The organism is Pseudarthrobacter sp. PH31-O2 (assembly GCF_030063265.1).
Taxonomy (GTDB): domain Bacteria; phylum Actinomycetota; class Actinomycetes; order Actinomycetales; family Micrococcaceae; genus Arthrobacter.
Window position 1 is genome coordinate 688,194 of sequence record NZ_JASIST010000001.1, and the last position, 21,866, is coordinate 710,059.

The 21,866-nt window shown below is 66.6% G+C and carries 20 protein-coding genes; 9 read left to right on the top strand and 11 right to left on the bottom strand.

The annotated features are described in order from the left end of the window. Positions 1-113: 113 nt before the first annotated feature. Genes QMG72_RS03115 through QMG72_RS03125 form a run of 3 tightly spaced genes read left to right on the top strand, consistent with a single transcriptional unit; the run spans position 114 to position 3,183 of the window. The gene (locus QMG72_RS03115; RefSeq protein WP_226772958.1) at positions 114-1,349 is read left to right on the top strand and encodes a type III polyketide synthase; all 1,236 of its coding nucleotides are present in this window, start codon (positions 114-116) and stop codon (positions 1,347-1,349) included. 6 nt (positions 1,350-1,355) lie between these two features. After that, positions 1,356-2,057 carry a class I SAM-dependent methyltransferase gene (locus tag QMG72_RS03120; RefSeq protein ID WP_282359908.1) on the top strand — a complete coding sequence of 234 codons (702 nt, stop codon included), beginning with the start codon at positions 1,356-1,358 and terminating at the stop codon, positions 2,055-2,057. Further along, complete coding sequence (locus QMG72_RS03125; protein WP_282359909.1) at positions 2,050-3,183, top strand: FAD-dependent monooxygenase; 1,134 nt, start codon at positions 2,050-2,052, stop codon at positions 3,181-3,183. The genes QMG72_RS03120 and QMG72_RS03125 overlap by 8 nt, the downstream gene beginning before the upstream one ends. Before the next feature lie 46 nt (positions 3,184-3,229). Here QMG72_RS03125 and QMG72_RS03130 read toward each other — a convergent pair whose 3' ends face one another. Continuing rightward, entirely contained in the window at positions 3,230-3,634 is a 405-nt protein-coding gene (locus QMG72_RS03130; RefSeq protein WP_226775830.1) for a nuclear transport factor 2 family protein, read from the bottom strand. Positions 3,635-3,705: 71 nt separating this feature from the next. On the opposite strand from QMG72_RS03130, the gene QMG72_RS03135 reads away from it, so the two are divergent. Next, positions 3,706-4,665, top strand: a complete 960-nt coding sequence (locus tag QMG72_RS03135; protein ID WP_282359910.1) for a hypothetical protein — start codon at positions 3,706-3,708, stop codon at positions 4,663-4,665. Between the two features lie 9 nt (positions 4,666-4,674). Then, positions 4,675-5,346: a peptide deformylase gene (locus QMG72_RS03140; protein ID WP_226775832.1), complete on the top strand. Its 672-nt coding sequence runs from the start codon at positions 4,675-4,677 to the stop codon at positions 5,344-5,346. A 50-nt stretch (positions 5,347-5,396) separates the two neighbouring features. Here QMG72_RS03140 and QMG72_RS03145 read toward each other — a convergent pair whose 3' ends face one another. Further along, positions 5,397-7,490 carry a S9 family peptidase gene (locus QMG72_RS03145; RefSeq protein WP_226775833.1) on the bottom strand — a complete coding sequence of 698 codons (2,094 nt, stop codon included), beginning with the start codon at positions 7,488-7,490 and terminating at the stop codon, positions 5,397-5,399. 108 nt (positions 7,491-7,598) lie between these two features. Between QMG72_RS03145 and QMG72_RS03150 the strand changes: the two genes are divergently transcribed. From QMG72_RS03150 to QMG72_RS03165, 4 genes are all read left to right on the top strand, one after another. After that, a complete protein-coding gene (locus tag QMG72_RS03150) occupies positions 7,599-8,510 on the top strand; it encodes a methyltransferase domain-containing protein (RefSeq protein ID WP_226775834.1) in 912 nt (303 codons plus the stop codon). 96 nt (positions 8,511-8,606) lie between these two features. Then, positions 8,607-9,068, top strand: coding sequence for an NfeD family protein (locus QMG72_RS03155; protein WP_226775882.1), 462 nt, complete (start codon positions 8,607-8,609; stop codon positions 9,066-9,068). 97 nt (positions 9,069-9,165) lie between these two features. Then, on the top strand, positions 9,166-10,170 hold the full coding sequence (locus QMG72_RS03160; RefSeq protein WP_226775835.1) for an SPFH domain-containing protein: 1,005 nt from the start codon (positions 9,166-9,168) through the stop codon (positions 10,168-10,170). Positions 10,171-10,467: 297 nt separating this feature from the next. Beyond that, the gene (locus QMG72_RS03165; protein WP_024367218.1) at positions 10,468-10,815 is read left to right on the top strand and encodes an RNA polymerase-binding protein RbpA; all 348 of its coding nucleotides are present in this window, start codon (positions 10,468-10,470) and stop codon (positions 10,813-10,815) included. A gap of 92 nt (positions 10,816-10,907) precedes the next feature. On the opposite strand, the gene QMG72_RS03170 is transcribed toward QMG72_RS03165, so the two are convergent. The 9 genes from QMG72_RS03170 to QMG72_RS03210 all read right to left on the bottom strand — a co-directional run bounded on the left by QMG72_RS03170 (position 10,908) and on the right by QMG72_RS03210 (position 21,832). Continuing rightward, positions 10,908-11,651 (bottom strand): polyprenol monophosphomannose synthase, encoded by a 744-nt coding sequence (locus QMG72_RS03170; RefSeq protein WP_226775836.1) that lies wholly within the window; start codon positions 11,649-11,651, stop codon positions 10,908-10,910. Positions 11,652-12,089: 438 nt separating this feature from the next. Beyond that, positions 12,090-13,733 carry an amidohydrolase gene (locus QMG72_RS03175; RefSeq protein WP_282359911.1) on the bottom strand — a complete coding sequence of 548 codons (1,644 nt, stop codon included), beginning with the start codon at positions 13,731-13,733 and terminating at the stop codon, positions 12,090-12,092. A gap of 88 nt (positions 13,734-13,821) precedes the next feature. Further along, positions 13,822-16,728, bottom strand: coding sequence for a DEAD/DEAH box helicase (locus QMG72_RS03180; RefSeq protein WP_226775838.1), 2,907 nt, complete (start codon positions 16,726-16,728; stop codon positions 13,822-13,824). A gap of 24 nt (positions 16,729-16,752) precedes the next feature. Further along, the gene (tatC, locus tag QMG72_RS03185; RefSeq protein ID WP_226775839.1) at positions 16,753-17,589 is read right to left on the bottom strand and encodes a twin-arginine translocase subunit TatC; all 837 of its coding nucleotides are present in this window, start codon (positions 17,587-17,589) and stop codon (positions 16,753-16,755) included. Between the two features lie 6 nt (positions 17,590-17,595). Beyond that, positions 17,596-17,865 (bottom strand): Sec-independent protein translocase subunit TatA, encoded by a 270-nt coding sequence (gene tatA, locus QMG72_RS03190; protein WP_226775840.1) that lies wholly within the window; start codon positions 17,863-17,865, stop codon positions 17,596-17,598. A 29-nt stretch (positions 17,866-17,894) separates the two neighbouring features. Next, complete coding sequence (locus QMG72_RS03195; RefSeq protein ID WP_226775841.1) at positions 17,895-18,299, bottom strand: alkaline shock response membrane anchor protein AmaP; 405 nt, start codon at positions 18,297-18,299, stop codon at positions 17,895-17,897. A 5-nt stretch (positions 18,300-18,304) separates the two neighbouring features. Then, complete coding sequence (locus QMG72_RS03200) at positions 18,305-20,314, bottom strand: helix-turn-helix transcriptional regulator (protein ID WP_282359913.1); 2,010 nt, start codon at positions 20,312-20,314, stop codon at positions 18,305-18,307. Between the two features lie 137 nt (positions 20,315-20,451). Continuing rightward, positions 20,452-20,847, bottom strand: a complete 396-nt coding sequence (locus tag QMG72_RS03205) for an FKBP-type peptidyl-prolyl cis-trans isomerase (RefSeq protein WP_282359914.1) — start codon at positions 20,845-20,847, stop codon at positions 20,452-20,454. Between the two features lie 43 nt (positions 20,848-20,890). Beyond that, on the bottom strand, positions 20,891-21,832 hold the full coding sequence (locus QMG72_RS03210) for an FKBP-type peptidyl-prolyl cis-trans isomerase (RefSeq protein ID WP_282359915.1): 942 nt from the start codon (positions 21,830-21,832) through the stop codon (positions 20,891-20,893). Between the last annotated feature and the right edge of the window lie 34 nt (positions 21,833-21,866).

Below are 21,866 nucleotides of genomic sequence, written 5' to 3' on the forward strand. Positions count from 1 at the left end.
GGCGCCGCGGCCGCAGTCTCCGCCGGGTCACCTGGCTCAATCTAACCAGCTTCGACAACGCATCGTCAGCTGACATCCATTGTCTTCTGCGCAGGCCTCCCTGAGAATGAACCATGACGGTCTACTTGAGGTCCCTGGAAACTGCTGTCCCGCCAACTGTCTTGATCCAGACGGAAGCACGGGATGTTTTTGCCGCCCAACCGGGACTGACCAGACTCGGTACCCGGCTGGTCAGCACGTGCTTCGATTCCGCCGCAATCGACACCCGCCACACCGCTGTTGATGAACTGACAAAGGACTTCCAAGCGGAGAATCCACGGTTTTTCGACGCCGGCACAGGGCTGCTGTTGAGCCCCAGTACTAAGGTCCGCAACGACATCTTCGCCGCCGAGGCCACCAAACTCTTTATCGAGGCGGCCCGGAAGGCCCTGGACGCCTGCCCCGGAATCTCTCCGGCCGGCATCACACACCTCGTCACGGTGTCTTGCACCGGCTTCTTCAACCCAGGACCGGACTACAAAATCGTCCGTGCCCTCGGCTTGAATCCTGCGGTGCAGCGCTACCACCTGGGATTTATGGGCTGCTACGCGGCGTTTCCCGCATTGCGGGCAGCCAAGTCCTTCTGCGAGGCGGATCCGGACGCCGTCGTCCTGGTCGTCTGCGCCGAACTTTGTTCGCTGCACGTGCGCACCTCTAACGACCCGGACACCATCATGGGTTCGGCGTTGTTCGCCGACGGAGCCGCCGCCGCCATCGTGACTGCCCTTGAGGACCCGGACGAGCCCGCTCTGCTGCAGCTGGACCATTTCGAGACGGTGCTGACGCCGGTCGGGGAGGAATCCATGGCCTGGAATATCGGCGACGAGGGCTTCGAGATGGTCTTGGGAAATTACGTCCCGCACATTATTGATGACCACATCATCGGCGCCCTGGAACCACTGCTCGCCCGGGAAGGAGCCTTGCTGGGCTTGCCCTACCGCGGTATCCGGCACTGGGCTATCCATCCTGGCGGCCGCAGCATCCTGGATAAGGTCCAGTCCAGGCTGGACCTCAGCGATGAGCAGCTGGTCCCGGCACGTGAGACGTTGCGCAACTACGGGAACATGAGCAGCGCCACAGTGCTGTTTGTGCTCCGGCACATCCTGGACCTGCCGCCGGCGGAAGGGGTCGAGGGCGGCAGCGAACGGATCTGTTCGATGGCGTTCGGCCCCGGACTGACGGTTGAATCCGCACTCTTCACGAAGCTCGGCAGTGTCCAGCGCGGTGCTCCCAAGCGCGGCGGGGACCCGGTACAGACCGCGGAATCGGTCGGTGCCGGGTCCCCGCAGCCGGAATCTGCCCTGGCCTGAGTTTCGGTGCTGAGCCTGCGTGCACGGGCGGCACACGCCGTCGAGGAAATGGACCTGCCCGACTGTGACCCTGCCCGGCTGGAGCGCACCTATGCCCAGTTCGCCCTGGTGAACCGCGCCGTCTCCGGCTGGCGCAGCCTCTACCTTCGCCAGCTCCGGCCGCGCCTGCGCCCCGGCGTCCCTGCCACCCTGCTGGACATTGGCTGCGGCGGCGGCGACGTGCCGGTGATGCTTTCCCGCTGGGCGGCCAGAGACGGCCTCCGCCTGGAGATCACTGCTATTGATCCGGATCCCCGCGCCGGCCGCTTCGCCGCGGAACGCCATTCGTCCACTGGCGTGAAGTTCCGCAGCTGCACAGCTGCGGAGCTGGGCTTCGAAGGCCTCAGCTTTGACCTGGTCGTGTCCAACCATGTGCTCCACCACGTGGCCGAGCATGAGCTTCCGGTGTTCCTCGCCGAGTCCGCCGCGCTCAGCCACGGCACCGTCATCCACAACGATCTCCGGCGCAGCGCGGCCGCGTACGGGCTCTTTTTTGCCGGGTCCTGGCCGTTTGCCGGCTCGTACATCAGGCCCGACGGCCTCACCTCCATCCGCCGCAGCTACACCGCAGCAGAATTGCGCAAGGCAGTTCCGCCCGGCTGGACTGTCCTCAGCCGGGCCCCTTTCCGGAACTTGCTGATCCGTGAGGCGGTTCCCGCCGGTGGTTGATGTTCTTGTGGTCGGCGGTGGCCCGGTGGGCCTGTTTATGGCCGCGCTGCTGCTCCAGCGGGGAGCCAGCGTCCGGATCCTGGAACGTCGGGCAGTCCCGGAACCGCACTCCCGGGCGATCGGCATCCATCCCCCCTCGTTGGACGCGCTCGACGGGGTCGGTGTGGCAGCAGTCCTGGCGGCCGAAGGGGTGCCGATCCGGAACGGCGTCGCCCTCGGCGGCGGCCGGACACTCGCACGGATGTCGTTCGCCGGGGTTTCGGACAGCTATCCGTTTGTCCTCTCCCTGCCGCAGGCCAGGACGGAGGCCATCCTGGAACACCGCGTCCGGCAGCTGGACCCCGCAGCCCTCCACCGCGGGGTCCAGCTCACGGGATTGCACGAGGACGGCGGCCTGGTCGCAGCCGACGCCACCGCAGCGGGATCGGTCCGCCGCTACTCGGCGTCCTTTGTTATTGCCGCCGACGGCGTCCGGTCCACAGTCCGTGCGCAGCTCGGCACGGCTGTCCGGGCGAGGGACTATCCGGACAGCTACCTGATGGGCGACTTTGCCGACACCACAGGGTTCGGTGCGGATGCCGCCCTGTTCCTGGAATCCGCGGGAATCGTGGAGTCCTTCCCGCTGCCGGGGTCGTTACGCCGCTGGGTAGTGCGCGTGACGGGCTCCGGGAACGGCACGGACGCCGCCGGGCTGGTGCAGCTGGTCAGGCAGCGGACCGGGATCGACGTCGATCCCTCGGGCCACAGTATGCTGAGCCGATTTGGCGTGCGTACCCGCCTGGTCCGCACCATGGTGGCCGGCCGCACAATCCTGATCGGTGACGCCGCCCACGAGATCAGCCCGATCGGCGGTCAGGGCATGAACCTGGGCTGGCTCGACGCCGCGGCGCTGGCTCCCCTTGTGCTGGCGGCGCTGGCGGGCGCGGACGTGGGTGCGCAGTTGCGGTCCTTCGAGGCCGGACGTATTGCTGCGGCCGCCCGGGCAGCCCGCCAGGCCGAGATCAACATGGCGCTGGGGCGGCCGCTGCCGGCGGTGCCATGGTCTGCGCGGAACCGCGCGATTGCGGCGGCCGCTGCCGTGCCCGCCGTAAAGAACTTTGTGGCCCGCCGGTTCACCATGCAGTGAGGGCCCGCCCGCCGCGACGACCCGGCAGGACGCCGGAGAGCGTAACTCAGGCCGGGGTGAAGTAGCAGTCGTAACTGTCTTGGCTGACAATCGTGCCGTCCCGGACCTCAAAGACGGCAGCGATCCTGGCCCGGATGACCTCGCCGCTGTTCCAGTGCGGCAGGTCCATCAGCAAGGTGGCGCTCCAGTCGGCTTCCAGCACCACCCGGGTCCCTTCGCAGGTTGTGCGGCGAACCAAGAAGCACTGCCCCGAGACGACTTGATGGGCTGCCGCGGCCCCGGCCAAGGCCTCGTCGCGGTTCCTCGCGGCACCTGCCGGTGCCAGCAGATGCGGTGCCTCGCTCAGCGTATAGTCTTCGGCGAGAAGCGGGGCGATCTCCGCCGGGCCGCCGTTGGCCTCAATAGCCCGCAGGAAGTTCAGGACAGATTCCAGGGGGGTCGGTGACGTCATGGCAACGAGACTAGCCGATGACGGCCGCGAGGCGCCGCCGCACCGGCCCGCGGCCGGAATACACTGATTCTATGGGCCGACTTCTTCCGCTCGTGCGGCGCCCTCCCGGCGAAAACCATCGGATTCCGGTGTGTAGGCGTGCCGCGGCCATGGTGTGCCTTGCGCTGACGGCCTCATGCAGCGCGGGCGCCACCCGCCCCGTCGGTCCCGTCAACGCACCACCAACGTCGGCTGCCGCCTTACCCATCACTGTCGAGATCAACCAGCTCCGCGACAACTACAGCCGGCAGATCATTGCCGTGCAACTCACGAACAACACCGACGGTCCGGTGACCGTGCTCAGCGCAGGGGTTGCCAGCCCGCTCTTTTCCGGCACGATCCCGTGGCAGGCAGCCCCCGGCGGAATCGAAATTCCACCGGGCCAGACCAAGATCCTGCCAGCCCAACTGCGTGCCCCGGACTGCGGAATCCGGACCCTGCCGCCGGGCGCGGGACCGGATGTTTCACTGGGCCTGGCCGTTGCCGGCGGAGCAGTTCACACCTCGACGGTCACCGCCGGCGACCCCTACGGCGTGATGGACCGGAACAACGCGGAAATGTGTCTTGCCCAGGCCGCCGGTGCGGTCGCTGACCTCCGGTTGGAAACGGAACTTGAGGTCTCCGCTGACGCCAAGAGCGCCGTCCTGCGCCTTGACGTCACACCGCGCAGCGTCCCGGGCGCCGTGAACCCCGGCTCGCTCGGAAGCCTGACCATCGACCGGATCGACGGGACAACCCTGCTCGACGAGGACCCGAGCCACCCCTGGCCGCGCTCTGTCTCGATCAGCGCCGGTGGTGCCGGCCAGCAATTCCGGCTGGTGATCCGACCCGCACGCTGCGATCCGCACGCCGTCGCTGAAGATAAAGTGGGCACTTTGCTCCCCCTCCGTGTCTCTTCGGGGGGACGGGAGGGAGTCTTGAAAGTTGACGCCGGCGCGCTGCTGCGTGGACGCATCTACGACTTTATTACGGCCGCCTGCGGACGCAAGTAGTCTGTTGGCATGTATTCCGACGCCAAGCCCACTGACTTCAGCGCCGCCCGCATCCATGAAACTGTCCAGCAGCTACTGTCCGCCGGGGTGCTTCCGGGCATTGTCCAGGCCGGGCATCCGGTGCTCAGGCAGCTCGCCGCGCCGTTCAGCGGCCAGGTGAGTGACGCCGAGCTGGGCCAGTTGATCGACCTGATGCGCAGCGTTATGCATAAGGCACCCGGCGTGGGCCTGGCAGCACCACAGCTTGGCGTCCCGCTGCAGCTCGCGGTTCTCGAGGACCAGTTCGACGTCGATCCCGACGTCGCCGCTGTCCGCGGACGGGAGCCGTTGCCCTTTTTTGCCATGCTCAACCCGAGCTACCAGCCACTTGGCGGCACCACAGTGGCCTTTTACGAAGGCTGCCTGTCGCTGCACGGACTTCAGGCCGCAGTCAACCGGCCCGAACGGGTTCGGCTCGACTTCACCGCAGCGGACGGCAGCCGGCAGCAGCGGGAATTCAGTGGCTGGCAGGCACGGATCGTCCAGCACGAAACTGACCACGTGCACGGCATCCTCTACCTTGACCGTGCCGAACTGCGCTCGATCAGCAGCAACGCCGAGTATTCCGCACGCTGGGCGCAGCCCGACATCAGTCTCGCCCGCCGGGAACTCGGCTTCCTTCCGGGCGATAGCGCCGACTGAACTCCGACTGAAGGCCGGCTGGCCGTCAGCCTTGACATGAGCCGGTGCCGTCAGCCTTGACGTCCGCCGGGGCCGTCCGCGGTGCCGTCAGCCTTGACGTCCGCCGGGGCCGGATTGGCCGCCGTGGGGAGGTACCGGGCCCACCACCGCAGGATCTGGTCGAAACGCTGCTTGCGGTGGTGCGGTGTTCCGGTGCGTGAGAGCTCATGGTTCTCCCCCGGGAAGACGAGGAAGGCGGCCTCCACACCGTGCTGTTTGAGCGCCGTGAAGTACCGCTGGCCCTGCTCCACCGGACACCGGAGGTCCTCCTCGCTGTGGATCACAAGCGAGGCGGTGCGCACCCGGTCCACCCGGGACATCGGGCTTTGCGCCGCCATCTGTTCGGCCGCGCGCCCGGTGTACTCCCCGCCGAAGAACCAGCCGATGTCCGAGGAGCCGACGAAGCTCACGGGATCGAGGAATCCACGCTCCACAATGGCGGCTTTGAAGCGGTGGTCGTGGCTGATGGTCCACGCGGTGAGGTAGCCGCCGTAGGACCCGCCCATAATGCCGAGCGCCCCGGCATCGAGCTCCTCGAACGTGCTGAGCGCGCCGTCGAGGAAGGCCAGGACGTCCTGCATGTCAAGGGTTCCCATCTTTTCCTTGATGGCCCGTCCGTGGTCTTGTCCGTAGCCGGCGGAACCGCGGGGGTTGCACATCAGGACCGCGTAGCCCGCCGCGGCGTAGACCTGTGCTTCGTCGAACAGCGCGCCGGTGAACTGGGCGAACGGGCCGCCGTGGATGTTCAGCAGCACCGGGTGCGGTCCGCGCCCCGGCGGCTGCACAAGCCAGCCGTGGACGGGGTAGCCGTCTGCTGAGGGGACTGTGAACTCCAGAGGCTTGATGATTCCGGGGCCGGAACGCAGCGCCGCGGAGAAATCGGTCAGGATCCGGAGCTGTCCGCCCGCAAGCACAGCAGTGTCCCCCGCCGTCGCCGCGTCCGTGAAACTGACCACCAGCGAGCCGCCCGACGCCGCGGCGCCGGTGGCCACCCGTTTTCCGCTAACCAGCACCTGGTGCTTCCCGGAGGCGTGGAACTCGATCACTTCGACCGTTCCGCAGACAGTATTGAGCAGCAGCACCGCGTCAGGGCCGGACAGTTCGATCCTGCCGTTGCAGCTCAGGTCCATCGTCTCGGCGTCGCTCAGCCGGGTGGCGTCGCCGCCGCCGGCCGGCAGCACGTAAAGAGCGGTGTTGCGTGCCACGAAGTCCAGGCCCGAGGCGCCCAATTCCTGGGCGAGGAAAAACAGCCGGTGTCCGTCCGGCGACGCGCGGACGGCGTGCACGTCCTGCCGGCCGGTGTTCTCCGGTACCACGGCCAGCGGCTCGGCTCCCCCGGTGCCGTCGCCGGTGTCCAGGCGGTAGATGCCGCTCGCAAGGTCGGCGTCGCTGCCACGATGCAGGGCCGCGACAAAATAGATTGCCAGCCCGTCGGCGCTGAAACCCGCACCGGTGTGGTCTGTGGCAGCCGTGGTTAGTTGCCGTGCGGCCGGGAGACCAACACCGGGTGTGCCGCCGTCGGCAACTGCGGTGCCGGACTTCAAAGCCCGGCCCGTTGGCACCACCTTGGGTTCAGCGCCAAGATCGGGCACTTCGACCAGGAAGAGCTGCACTGGCTGGTCCGCAGTGTATCCGACGCCGTTCATGCGGTACTTGTAGTCGGTGATCAGCCGGGCGTCCTCGCTGCCGGCGGATACCCCGGGGGTGCTGCCGTAGCGGCCGTTTTCCGGGGTTCTGGCCCCGTAGACAATTTGCCGGGAGTCCGGCGACCAGGCAAACTGGGACACTCCCAGCGGTGCGCCGGTGACTGGCAGCGGTTCCCCGCCGCCGGCCTCGACAATGTGGAGTTGAGGTTTTCCACCGTCCGCGGCGCGCAGGAAGGCCAGCATCTGTCCGTCCGGTGAGAAGTCCGGAGCGGTGTCGCGGAATCCGCGGGTCAGGCGGCGCGGAGCCTGACCCGGTCCCAGCGGCACCGTCCAGAGTTGCCCAACGTAGGCGTCGGCATCGAAATCGGGCCGGATCACGGAGACCACGGCGTGCCCGCCGTCTGGATGCACGGCAGGGGCGGACACGGAATTCAGCAGCGGCAGATGTTCGGATTTCACGTGTGCGAGCCTAGCCCCAGTTTCCCCGGCAGTGAAATAGCTCACGTCGGCGGCGCTGTGCCGTTCTGGAACGCCGCCGCCGCGGACCGGCCACCTAGGATGGACAGTATGCCCCCCGTTTCCCCCGACTTGCTGCTCTGCCCGGTCTGCCGGGCCCGGCTGGCTCCCGGCGGACCTGGCGTGCCGGCCCTGAAGTGTCCTGCCGGGCACAGCTTCGACGCCGCGAAGCAGGGGTACTTCAACTTCCTCGTTGGTAAAGGCACCGTATTCGAAGCCGATTCGGCCGACATGGTGGCGGCGCGCTTCGAATTCCTCGGCGCCGGCCACTACCGTCCGCTCGCGGATGCCGTGGCGGAACTGTCCGCCCGCTTCCTCGCAGGCGTTGACCCGCAAACGCCTCCGGTTGTGCTGGACGCAGGAACGGGCACCGGCCACTATCTCCGGGCTGTGCTGGACCAGGCCGCGCTGGACCGGACGCCCGCCCGGGCGATCGGCCTGGACATCTCTAAGTTCGCCCTCCGCAGGGCCGCGAAACTGAACCCCGAGGCGGTAAACCTCGTCAGCGACGTGTGGCAGCCGCTGCCGCTGGGTGACGGCAGCGTCGATGTCATCACTGTGGTCTTCGCGCCGCGCAACCCAAATGAGTTTGTCCGGGTGCTGCGCCCTGTCGGCCGGTTGATTGTGGTGACTCCGCGGCCGGGACATCTCCAAGAGGTGGCAGGCCAGTCCGGCATGCTTGGGATCGAGCCGACAAAGGACGAACGGCTCGCGGCCTCACTCGAAGGACACTTTTCGACGCTCTCCACCGACGATCTGGATGTGCCGCTGCTGCTCTCCCCGGACGACGTCCTTCGGCTGGCCCTGATGGGCCCCGCCGGGCACCATCTGAACCGGGATGCCCTGCTGGCCTTCGCGGCCGGGCTGCCGCCGCGCACAGCCGTCTCTGCCCGGTTCCGGATCAGTGTCTTTGAGCCGCGCGCCAAAGCCGCAGATAACGACTTGGCCACTTTCGCAAACTGATTTCTGCGGCCCTCCGCACGGCTTGCCTATCGGCTTAGGATGGAATGAGAGTAACTGAGGGTCTGCGCCTGCAGCCCCTGGGGCGAAGGGGGAATGATGCTGGACTGGCTAGCCGAAAACTGGTGGGCGCTGTGGCTCACGGTGTTCCTGGTTTTTGCCGTGGTAGAGATGCTCACTCTGGACCTCTTTTTTATCATGCTTGGCGGTGGCGCTCTGGCCGGACTGGTGGCAGCATTCGCGGGGGCCGACCTGGGCCTGCAAATCGTGGCGTTCTGCGTCGTGTCGCTGCTGATGATCGGCTTCGTCCGGCCCGTCGCGCTCAAGCACCTCCGCAAGGGTCCGGACGACCTTCGGAGCAACGTCGAAAGGCTGATCGGTGAATCCGCGCTGGTCATGGAGCCGGTCAGCGCCAGCGGCGGCCTGGTTAAAATTGGCGGCGACGTCTGGAGCGCCCGCTCCGAGACCGGCATGCTGGCCGCTGGCCAGCACGTAATTGTCAGAGCCATCGACGGCGCTACTGCCGTCGTCGCCCCGCAGCAGGAAACTGCCGTCCAGTAGCCGAAGCAAGAATTCCGGCGGCCGTCACCGGCGCCGGGGACGCGGCGGGACTCCGCCGCACACCATGGCAAGACCAAATCTGGGGAATAGGTGAAGTATGGATATCGCAGTCGCAATCGTGCTGCTGGTGCTCGTTGCGTTCGTAATAATAGTGCTGGTCCGGTCGGTTCGGATTGTCCCGCAGGCACGGGCCGGCGTCGTCGAACGGCTGGGCAAGTACCAGCGGACGCTGAACCCCGGCCTTACGATCCTGATCCCGTTTGTGGACCGGCTGCTGCCGCTGCTTGACCTGCGTGAACAGGTGGTCTCTTTCCCGCCGCAGCCGGTGATCACCGAGGACAACCTCGTCGTTTCGATCGACACGGTGGTCTACTTCCAGGTCACCGATGCGCGGGCAGCCACGTACGAGATCGCGAACTACATCCAGGCCGTCGAACAGCTCACCACCACGACGCTCCGAAACGTTGTGGGCGGCCTGAACCTCGAAGAAGCCCTCACCTCACGTGATCAGATCAACGGCCAACTCCGCGGTGTGCTGGACGAGGCGACCGGCCGCTGGGGCATCCGTGTCTCGCGGGTGGAGCTCAAGGCGATTGATCCGCCGCACTCCATCCAGGATTCGATGGAGAAGCAGATGCGCGCCGAACGGGACCGGCGCGCCGCCATCCTGACGGCGGAGGGCACCAAGCAGTCCGCCATCCTCACCGCTGAAGGCCAGCGGCAGTCCTCGATCCTGAAGGCCGAAGGCGACGCCAAGGCGGCGATCCTTCGGGCCGACGGTGAAGCCCAGGCCATCCAAAAGGTGTTCGGTGCGATCCACAAGGGCAACCCGGACCAGAAGCTCCTGGCCTACCAGTACCTGCAGACCCTGCCGAAGATCGCCGAAGGCTCGGCGAACAAGCTGTGGATCATTCCGAGTGAAGTCGGCGAGGCGCTCAAAGGTATCGGCAGCGCCCTCGGCGGAAGCAAGGACGGCCAGGCCAACGATGGGCTTTTTGGGCCTGATTCTGACGCGGCCAAGGCCGAAACCGCCGGACCGGCAGCGTCCGCGGGAGGCCCCGCCGACGGCGGAGTGGATCTCAAGGGCCGGCAAGAGCCCTAAGCGTTCCCGGTCAAGGGGAGGTATCCGCCGCTGGCGGGTGCCTCCCCTTTCCGCATCCCGCGAGGGCAGCCCGTTCCCTAAGCTTTACCGGGGACGGCCCGTTCGCGTATACTTAAATATTTGTCCGGCCGGTTCGGTCCGGCGGAACATTTAAGCTTCGCAAAGCGTTTTCTTTAGTGACGTTGTATCCGTTAAGGGTCCTGTGAGAATGCGCAATGCAAACCGTAGTCCGGCGCGGCCCCACAGCCCCCGGCTCACGCAGGGCCTGACCCTGCGAACCGAATAGAGGGAGAAAAGATGAGCGATCGCAGCCTGCGGGGTATGCGCCTTGGCGCCCAAAGCATGGAGACCGAGTCCGGTGTCGAGCCGGCTCCGCGCCAGCGGGTCGAGTACCGGTGCGCGGACGGCGAGCAGGTTTTTGTGACCTTCTCCTCCGAAGCCGAGATCCCCCCGGTGTGGGTCTCCAAAACAGGCAAAGAAGCCCTGCTCGTTGATGGCGAACGCCCGGTGAACCTCAACGAAAAGGCCGTTCGAACGCACTGGGACATGCTCCTGGAACGTCGCTCCCTGCCGGAACTTGAGCAGATCCTCGAAGACCGCCTGACGATCCTGCGCGAACGCCGGGGCGAACGGCGCTCCGCCTAAGGAACCCGCAGTCCAGGCACAGCAAAGGGGCCGGCCCGCACCGTCACAGACGGTGCAGGCCGGCCCCTTTTTTGTCCCCGGACGGGCGAGGGCTAGCGCTTGTGGCTGCCAAGCTTGCCGGACAAAGTGTTCCAGCGTGCGGCCAGGCCCCACTTGGTGACGTTGATCATGGCTTCGACCACGATGTTTCCGCTCATCTTCGAGGCGCCCAGTTCGCGTTCAACGAAGGTGATGGGCCGTTCGACAATTGTCAGACCCAGCTTGGCCACGCGCCAGGCAAGGTCCACCTGGAAGCCGTAGCCGACGGAATCAACCGCGTCCAGGTTCAGCTTCTCCAGGGTGCTGCGCCGGAACGCACGGAAACCGCCGGTAACATCCTTGATTTTCAAACCCAGCAGGAGCCGGGCATAGGTGCTGCCGACCCGGGAGATGGCTTGCCGGTACAGCGGCCAGTTGACGACGCTGCCGCCCGGTACCCAACGCGAGCCCATGGCGAGGTCGGCGCCTTGTTCGACGGCCTCGAGCAGTTGCGGAAGTTGCTCCGGCTGGTGCGAACCGTCAGCATCCATTTCGACGAGCACGTCGTAACCGGCGGCGAGGCCCCATTTGAACCCGGCGATGTACGCTGCGCCCAGTCCGGCCTTTCCCGCTCGGTGCAGGACGTGGACCTGGCTGTCCTCAGCGGCAAAGCGGTCCGCAAGCTGCCCGGTGCCGTCGGGGCTGTTGTCGTCGACAACCAGGACGTCGGAGCCAGGCACAGCCGTGCGCAGGCGCCCGAGAGTCTTGGGCAACGATTCCAGCTCGTTGTAGGTCGGGATGATCGTGAGGACACGCACAGCGAGGCCTTTCCTTGGAGGGAGCGGTCAAACGCCCGGCCAGTCACTTCAGAACTGACACCAGGCGCAACTCTCCATTATAGGCAGTCACCGGGCCCGCTGGGTCCGCGGCAGGTCCCGGGGCAGATCCACCCGCTTCGGGCCAGTTGCGGCGGCCAGCGGATAGGGCCGCAGAAACCGTTTTCTGCTGCGAAGTGGACCTGCCCCCTGTGGTACCCGTGGCCATGACCAAGTCAGCTGCCGGCTTGCGGCAACCTGGAAATGACCGGGGGACGTCCGGAGTCTGCGGCGTACGCAACCCTCCGTTGACCCTCAATGCTACGGGCCGGCCCCGATCTGTCAACCGCTTCCTGACCTGCCGGTTTATCCGTTGCCGCAGGTCAGGCGGGCTTGTCGGGGCTCGAATTTTCCGCTGGCAGCGGCCGGATCCGCAGTCGGTCAGCCTCGCAGCGAGCCGCTGGAATATAGTTCGCGGCCGTCCTTGACTGTCTGCAGGCAGACCGGCTCGGAGCCGGTATCCAGGGCAGGCAGCAGCGGCGTCCTGGCGCGGGGGTCCGTGCTCCAGGACTGGACCCGGCCGTCAGCTACCTGCACCATAAGTTCCTCTACTTCCCAGACTGCGAAGCTGGCCGGGGCGCCAGGTACCAGCTGGCCGGCCATCGGGTTGCGATACCGGGCGGCGCGCCAGCCTGCCCGGGTGTGGCCGAGGAACGCCGCGCGGGCCGAGATCTGCTCCGCGGGGTTGTTGTGCTGCAGGCAGGCCCGGACGCTTGCCCAGGGCCGCATCGCAGTGACCGGACTGTCACTGCCAAAGCAGATCGGCACACCCGCGGCGTAGAAGGATGCAAAAGGATTCATGCCGTCCCGCCGGGACCCGAGGCGCTGCTGGTAGAGACCGTCCCCGCCGCCCCATGAAGCATCAAAGCCGGGCTGGACGCTGACCGTCACCGAGTAGGCCGCCAGCCTGCGGATGGAGTCGGCGTCAGCGAGCTCGACATGTTCGAGACGGTGGCCCGCTGCCCGGACCCGTTGTTCACCGACGTCTGCCGCCGCCAGGTCCAGGGCCTCCAGCGCCGCATCCAGACCGGCGTCGCCAATGACGTGGAAGCCCGCCTGGATGCCCAACAGCGAGCATACGGACAGGTGCGCGGCGGCTTCCGCGACCGACAGATAAAGGCTCCCGCGTTCGCCTGGGGCGTCACTGTAGTCCGCCCGCAGTGCCGCGGTCCGCGAACCGATGGAGCCGTCCATGTTCAGGTCCCCTGCCAGCCCGAGTACCGGCACGCCCAGGCTGTCGAGCAGAGACCGGGCCTGGTCTGCCGAGGTTGCCAGTTCACCCCAGTAGGGCAGGACCTCCGGAACGGCGTCTGCGCCCGAGTTCCAGGCCGCGGCGAGCTGCAGGTCCTCGATACTGCCAATATGCGGCGCGGCCATTTCCGCCACGGCGACATAGCCGTTGGCCGCTGCCTCGGTGAGCGCCCGCCGCTGGTAGCCGCGCAAGGCGGCGGCCGGCAGTTGACGGGCAGCGAGCCGGGCGGCGGTGTGCGCCGCGCGCTTGACCTGGCTGCCCTCGCCAAAACCGTCCCTCCCGTGCAGACCGGCGGTTGCCGCCAACGAGGAGGAGACGATTGCCGAGTGCACGTCAACACGGGACAGGTAGACGTCCCGTCCCCCGGCGGCACGTTCCAATTCTTCGCGGGAAGGCAGTGCTGAGTCCGTCCACTGGGTGTCGTCCCAGCCGTGGCCGAGCACTGTGCCGTTGGCTGTGGAACCGGCGACGGCGTCGAGCAGTTCCCGGGCAGAGCGGACGTCGCCGAGCTGCAGCGAGTCCAGGGCAATCCCGGTTTCCGTGAGATGGACGTGGGAATCGACAAATCCGGGGGCCAGGAGCGCACCCTTAAGGTCGATGATCTCCATCGAGGCGTCCGCGATCGAGCCGGCAGCCTGCTCGGACCCGACCCAGGCGACGGTGTCGCCGTCGACCAGCAGCGCCGTCGCGAAGGGATCCGCGGCCGTGTAGACGGAGCCGTTGCGGTAGAGCGTTACCTTGCGCGGCGCGGGGATGGCCGGTGAATCTGTCATGGGTCTTGGACTCCTTGCAACTGGTGGCCGGTGTGGCCGGACATGTTCGACGACGGTGGGGGCCCGGCCCGACGGCCGGCAGCGGCGGTCAGGCCACTGAGGAGTACGCGACGACGCCGCGCTTGATGAGTTTGATGGCCTCGGCGCACAGCCGCGAGACCCGCGGGTCCAGCGTCGGGATTTTCGCCAGCTGGTCCAACAAATCGATGACCTGTTTCACCCACCGGACAAAGTCGCCGGCGGCCAGGTCCGTCCCGCTGAGGACCTCCTGCAGGTGACGGCCTTTGGCCCACTTAAACATCGGCCAGGCCAGGCCCAGTTCGGGTTCGCCGGTCAGCGGGAGCTTGTTGGCTTCCTCAACATCCTCCAGGGCTGACCATTCGCGCACCACAATGTCGACGGCGGATTCCAGCGAAACACTCGGCAGCTTGGGCCGGAGGCCACGTTCCTCACGTTTGGCCTGGTAGACCAAAACGCTGGCCAGGGCGGCCACTTCGGCGGCGTCCAGGTCATTAAAGGCGCCGAGGCGAAGCGACTGCGAAATGAGCAGGTCCTTTTCGCCGTAGATCCGGCGCAGCCGTTGACCATCCGCTCCGATGGTGAGCACGCCGTCCTCCGACGTCTCCAGGTACCCGTAGCCGGAGAGGACTCCGCACACCCGGTCGAAGGTTTTGGCGATGGTGTTGGTCCGGCCCTGGATCTGGCGCACCAGCCCGTCCGTCTCCTGCCGAAGCTTCCAATAGCGCTCCGACCAGCGCGCGTGGTCCTCCCGTTCGCTGCACCCGTGGCACGGGTGGGCGCGGAGTTCGCGGCGCAGCTCAGCGATCCGCTTTTCCTGATCCGGCTGCGCAGCGGCGCGGCCAAAGTCATCGTTCCTGCTCGGCGGCGCCGGCGGCCGGTTTTCCCGGAGGGCGTTGCGGACCGAGGACGCCAGGTCCCGGCGTGACTTGGGCACCTTGGCATTGAATGACTTAGGGATCCGGACCCGGGTAATCGGGGCCAGCGGCCCTTCCACGTCCTGGGTTCCGATCCGCCGCAGCTGGTTGTCCAGCGTCATCACCGCCGGCCGCGGCTCGCGGGAGTGGTGGTCGGAGCTGAGGACCACTGCAAGTCCGGGTGCCCGCCCGGTCGGTACGTCCACCACGTCCCCGGGAAGCAACCGGCTCAGGGAGTCCTCGGTGACCGACTTCCGGGCCCGGGAGCTGGTCTTGGAAGCGTTCTTCTCTGCATCGGAGAGGGCGCGGCGGATTCGTGAGTAGTCGGTGAAATCACCCAGGTGGCAGCTCATCGATTTACTGAAGCCGGCCAGGGACTCCTCGCGTCCGCGTACCTGTTTCGCCAGCCCGACGACGGACCGGTCGGCCTGGAACTGGGCGAACGAGGACTCGAGGATTTCCCGGGCCCGGGGGCGGCCGAACTGCGCCAGCAGGTTGATGGACATGTTGTAGGTGGGCCGGAAGCTCGAATTCAGCGGATAGGTGCGGCGTGAGGCGAGCCCGGCTACTGCCGCCGGGTCTGTCCCGGGCTGCCACAGCACCACGGCGTGGCCCTCGACGTCGATCCCGCGGCGCCCGGCGCGTCCGGTCAGCTGGGTGTACTCCCCCGCGGTGATGTTAACGTGCGCCTCACCGTTGAACTTATCCAGCTTTTCCAGGACCACGGAGCGCGCCGGCATGTTGACGCCGAGCGCCAGGGTCTCGGTCGCGAACACGGCTTTGACGAGTCCGTCGACGAAGAGCTTCTCCACCACTTCCTTGAAAGTGGGCAGCATTCCGGCGTGGTGGGCCGCGAGGCCGCGGAGCAAGCCGTCGCGCCAGCTCCAGAAGCCCAGCACGTCCAGGTCGTCGGGCGGGATGTCTTGCGCCGCTTCATCGACGCGCCGGGCAATGATGAGCTGTTCCTGCTCGGTGGTAAGCCACAACCCTGCCGCGACGCACTGAGCCACGGCGGCATCGCAACCGGCCCGGGAAAAGATGAACGTGATGGCCGGCAAGAGGTCCTGTCTGTCCAGGCTGGCGATGACCTGGGGGCGGCTGGCTTTCCGGACGGGGCTGCGCGGGTCGCCCTGCGGGGCCTCGTCGCGCCGGCTGCTTTGGCGCCGGACGTTCCGGCCGCCGTGGCCAAAACGTCCGCGGAAGTTCATCTGGCTCTCGGCGCGGGCCATGGAGAGCAGCTCGGGATTGACGTCAAAGCCCGGCCGTTCGGTGCTGACGGCGCCGGAGCCCGCGGCCTTCAGCCGGGCGGGCACGGCGGACACGGCGGCCTCGCCGGCCGGAGCGATCTCATCGAAGCTGGTATCGCCGGCGAAGAGGTCCACGATCTTCCGGCCCACCATCACGTGCTGCCACAGCGGAACGGGACGGTGCTCGGAGACGATGACGTCGGTCTGGCCGCGCACAGTATCCAGCCAGGCGCCGAACTCTTCGGCATTGGAGACCGTTGCGCTCAGCGAGGCAAGCTGGACTTCGCTGGGCAGATGGATGATGACTTCCTCCCAGACCGCGCCGCGGAAGCGGTCCGCAAGGTAGTGGACCTCATCCATCACGACGTAGCCGAGGTCGCCCAGAGTGCTCGAGTCGGCGTAGAGCATGTTGCGGAGCACTTCGGTGGTCATCACCACCACCGGGGCGTCCCCGTTGATGTTGGTGTCGCCGGTGAGTAGGCCCACCTGGTCCGCACCGTATTTGTCCGCGAGTTCAGCGTACTTCTGGTTGGACAGCGCCTTGATCGGTGTGGTGTAGAAGGCCTTGAGGCCGCGCTGGAGCGCCAGGTAGATGGCGAACTCCCCCACGATGGTCTTGCCGGCACCGGTAGGGGCGGCCACCAGGACACCGCGGCCGGACTGCAGTGACAGGCACGCTGCACGCTGGAAGTCATCGAGTTCGAAGGCGAGCGAACGGATAAATCCGCCCAGGTAGGTTTTGGCTTCGGCGGCCCGCTCGGCACTGGCGCGGTAGCGTTCAGATGGCGATTCCGGACCGGGTAGTGAGGACATGCTTCCAGCCTAGTGCGCCGGGAGCTAGAGATTCTCCAGCTCGGAGCCGGGAGTCGCCTGGTCTGCGGTGGCTTCGGTCTCGGCGGCCCGTTTGACGGCACGCCGTTCCCGCCGGCGGTCGTTCAGCAAACACAGCCCGATGGCGCTGAAGAAGAGCACAAGCATGGGTCCGGCAAGGTAGAACATGCTCATCGCGTCGGCGCCGGGTGCAGCCATGGCGGCGAAGAGGCAAACCAGGAAAACTGTGATCCGCCAGCTTTTGACGAGCTGCTTTCCCTTGACGATTCCCGCCAGGTTCAGCCCAACAAGGACAACGGGCAGCAGGAAGGCGATGCCGAAGGCGAGCAGGAGCCGCAGCACGAACGAAAGGTACACCTGGGCGCTGATGAAGTTGGATCCGCCGGATGGCGTGAAATCGGTCAGCACCCGGACGGCGTTCGGAAGCACCAGCCACGCCAGCAGGACTCCGCCAATAAAAAGTGGAACCGCGACTGCCACGAAGGACAGCGCCATCCTGCGTTCCTTTTTGTGCAGCCCGGGCACAATAAACGCCCACAGCTGGTAAAGCCAGACCGGGCTGGCGACGATCAGGCCAAGGAACACCGAGACCTGGATCATCAGGTCAAACGAGCTTGCCACGCCGTCGAAGTTCAGCGATGCCTGCCGGCCGGAGTGCTGGTTGAGGTCGCTGATCGGCTTGATCAGCGCCGCGAGCATCGGCTGATAGACGAGGAACCCCACGACGGTGCCCAGGATCACGGCGATCGCGGACCGGAAGAGCCGGTTGCGCAGCTCTTTGAGGTGATCGAGGAGCGCCATCTTCCCCTCGGGGTTCGACCGGCGGCCCATTGTTACTGCCATTCGGTGTTAGGCGCGGTTCGGCGGCGGAACGTCGGTTCCGCTTTCGGCGCGGGATTCCGTGCCGGCGGATTTCGGATGGTTGACGACCTTGCCCTCGACAGGCTCGGAGCCCTCTTTGTCGTCGGTAGCGCCGTCCTTTTTCATTTCCCGGACTTCCGACTTAAAGATCCGCATCGACTGGCCCAGGCTCCGGGCCATGCCGGGCAGCTTGGGTGCCGCGAAAAGCACCAATGCCAAAACAACGATGATGATGAGATGCCAGCCTTCAAGTCTCATGACAGGAGGTCCTTTCGTTTGGTTACATCTTACGTCTTAGTGAATTCGATGTCGCTTAGCCGTTGGGGCTGGCCGCGGTCCATCTTGCGCCTGACGCGCCGCCGCCGGCGGGCTTCCTGCCGCGCGGTTTTGGCTGCCCGGTAATCGTGCCGCAGCTGGTCCGGAGAGGCAAATACGGCCGATCCGGGTTCCCCCGCGAGCACGGATCGGTCCTTGCCCCCGGCGTCACCCGCGCCGTCCGGCCGGGTGTTTTCGGAGTTGCTTCCCGACGCCGGACCGGCCGACGGGAAGCTGGCGAACCTCTCGGCTGCTTCCCCGAGCTCCTTGACCGTGGCCATAAAGGTCCGGAACAAGCGGACGCCGAGCGCGACGAAGAGCAAGAGCGACAGCGCGACGAGCGCTATCCAGATCACGATCCAGGACCACCAAGGCATGCTGACTACTCTAGCCGCCGGAGCGGCTGGTCTTCATATTGGGCAAGTGCGGCTGCGAGCCATTCGCGGGAACTGCCGGCAAGTTCTTCGGGCTCCAGGATCCGTGCAGTCCCGCCGTGCTGGGCCACGAACATCGGCAGCCAGCCAGTGCTGCCGAAGCGGATTTCGGCCAGCAGACCGCCGTCGGTCAGCTGTGCCGTCCGTTCGGCGTAGTATTCGTCGGCGAGGCCGGCGCCTTGCCGGGTCAGCTGGACCACCACCACCGCGTCGTCGTCGTTCGGGGTGAAGAGTTTGACCGGCAACTTCCCGTCTGGAGCTGCCTCACCGGACACTGGCTGGCCGGTGGTTTCCAAGGCGTCGATCCGGTCCAGCCGGAAGTTCCGCAGGGCACCCGCGGAATGGCAGAACGCCTCGAGATACCAGGTGTTGTCCAGCGAATACAGCCTGAGCGGATCAATGTTGCGGGTAGAGGCGGTATCGCGGAGCGGTGAGAAATAACGCAGCCGCAGCTGGGCGCCGTTTCGGATGGCCTGGCGGGCCGTCTCCAGGGCCGCAGTATTCCCCGGGGCCACCTCGGGTCCGGACAGGACGGCCGCCTTCAGGCCTTCCTCCCCGGCCGCGGCCAAAAGTTTGAGCGTAACGGATTCCAGTGCCCCGCCCTCGGCAAGTTCGGGCAGGCTGTTGAGTGTTTCCAGCCCGGTCAGCAGGGCGCAGGCCTCTTCCACTGTGAAGCGGACGGGCCGGTTCAGGTCGAGGTCCTGGGTGATGGTGACGTGGTCGTCCTCCCACTGGATATCGAGCAGGTCATCAGGGTAGCCCTCCGGAAGGCCCGAGCAGATCAGGATGCGCAGGTCAGCTTCCAGCTCTTCCCGGGTGATGCCGAAGTTCGCCGCTACCTCCGAGATGTGCAGTCCCTGGTGGTGCACCAGGAACGGCACAAGCTGAAGCATCCGGGTGAGTTGGTCTTCGGATGTGCGCTTGCGGCCGTGCCGTGCCGAACCCGTTGCCGGGAACGCAATCGGCGGGGCCGGCGCCGCCGCGAAGTCGGCGGCGCCGGCCAGGCGCCGGCGCACGGACGTCACCAGACCGGGCGGGGATACCACCTGTACCCGGGGACCGTAGGAGGCGAGTTCCTCCGCCAGCGTCTCAGCGTCCCGGTACGGGACACTGAGGCGGTCCCGCCCGGCGGCGGTCACCCCGGCGTCTTCCGGCCCGCGGACGGCGGTGGCCCGCCTGCGGAGGCCGTGGACGCTGCCGGCCCGGACGTCCACGACGGCGGTCTGTACCGGCAGCTCCGTCAGCGTGGCAAGTTCTGCGCGTACGTTGAAGTCCGGCGGAGCCGTGAAGTTCTCCTTCGCAAGGACGTCAACGGCCGAGGTGAGCCGGGACAAGCGGAAGAAACGCTTGGCACCCCGGGTCCTGTCATGGCCGACGAGGTACCACTGGCCAAACCGGCTTCCGAGCCCCCACGGCTCCACGAGCCGGGCCTCCTCCCGTCCGGTGCTGCCGGCCAGGTAGCGGAAGCTGACGGGGTGCCGGGCGTGCACAGCGGCGACGAGGTCCTCGAATGCCTGGCCCGCGGGCCGGATCCGCGGCTGCAGCCCGGCGGGGAGCTCGGCGTCGACCAGCCCGCCGGATGCCTGCAGCTTGCGCACCGCGTTGACGGCCGCCGAACCGAGGGCTGCATGCTCCCAGAGCTGGGCTGCCAGGATGAGCACAGTGCACTCTTCCGGGGTGAGGCTGACATCGGGCAACCGGTTGGAATCCTTGCCGATCCGGTATCGGGTGGTGGCCGGATCATCCGAACCCCAGCCCTTGTCCGTCACGGTCTCGACCTCGAAGCCGAAGCGGCGCAGCTCGCCCTTGTCGCGTTCGAACATCCGGCCGAAAGCGACGTCGGTGCTGGTGGTGTCGTGATACACCTTTTGCCGCAACTCACCGCGGCGCAGGCCGTACGTGGTGTTGAGCAGGGCTATCAGGAGGTTCAGGAGGCGTTCGGTACGTGAGGCTGACACCCCGCTAGGGTACTAAAGTCTGCTCCCGAATATGGCAAAAGCGCGGCACCAGCCGGAAGAACTTCCCGGATGGCGCCGCGCCCAGCGGCTCAGGACCGCAGCCGGCGGGGCCGGCTGCGGTCACAGTGTGCCGGTGCTTAGCGGACTGCGACGAGGTCGACGACGAAGATGAGCGCCTCGTTCGGGCCGATCGCCCCGCCGGCGCCGCGGGCACCGTAAGCGAGCTCGGCGGGGATCTCAAGCCGGCGGCGGCCGCCGACCTTCATGCCCAGCAGACCCTGGTCCCAGCCCTGGATGACCTGGCCGACGCCGACACGGAAGTCGAGCGGCGCGCCGCGGCCCCAGGAAGCGTCAAACTCCTCGCCGGTGGACCAGGCCACACCGACGTAGTGGGTGGAGACGGTGTCACCGGCCTTGGCTTCGGCGCCGTCGCCTTCAATCAGTTCGGTGATGACAAGTTCGGTGGGAACGGCGCCGTCCGGGAAATCAATTTCCGGCTTCTGGCGGTCGATGTTTCGCTGTCCAAATGACATGGGTGCTCCTTCTAGCGTGACTTAGGTAGTGGGGGTGCAGCAGTTACTTCTTGCCCAGGATGTCAACGACGAAGACGAGGTCGCCCTTTGCGTCGCCCTGGCCTGCGTCGCCGTAGGCGAGGTCCTTCGGGACAACCAGCAGGACGCGGGAACCAACCGTCTTGCCGGCCAGGCCCTGGGTCCAGCCTTTGATAACGCCGGTCAGCGGGAAGGTGGCCTTTTTGCCGCTCTCAAAGCTGGAGTCGAAGACCTTGCCGGTGGCGAGGGCAACGCCCACATAGTTCACGGTAATGGTGTCCGCTTCGGTGAGTGCGGGTCCGCTGCCCTTGATCAGGTCCTGCGAGACAAGCGCTGTCGGGGCGGCGACGCCTTCGACAGAAATCTCCGGGATGCCCTTGTCGTTTTCCTTCACGGTGGGCAGGCCTGCCGGCGGGCTGACAGTCTCACCCTCGGGCTTGTCGAGGACGGGGGGTGCGTCCTTGGCGGAGATGACCTTGACGATCAGGAGCTGGGTGGGCTTGGCCTCGGCACCTTCGGCACCTTCGGCGGCTGCGGCACCGGGGACAGCGAGGGCCAGCTGGGAGCCGATCTTCGTACCGACGAACGCGTTGTAGATCACGGCGCTGTTGGTTTTGAGCTCGTCGTTTAGTTCGAGCTCCTCCGGGTCCTTCGGGAAGGTGTCTTCCAGGGTGGAGCCGTCAGTGCCGTTGAGGGCAATGATGGAAATAGCAGCGATCTGGTTCGCCTTGACCCGGTCGCCGTCGCCCTCGCTGACGACCTTGACGGTCGGTTCCTTGACGTCGAGCGGCTTGGTGAATTCAACACCGGGTGCCTTCTTGTCGCCGTTCTCCGTGAGCTTGAGGGAGTCCAGCTTGGCCGTTTCGCCGGCGGACTGGCTGGAGGGCTCCGGGGCGGCCGGTTCGCCGCCGCCGCAGGCGGTCAGGAGCAGCAGCCCGGGAAGAAGAATTGCTAGTAGTCGGCGCACTTAAGAACTTTCGTCGGGGCAGGATGGACGCCTT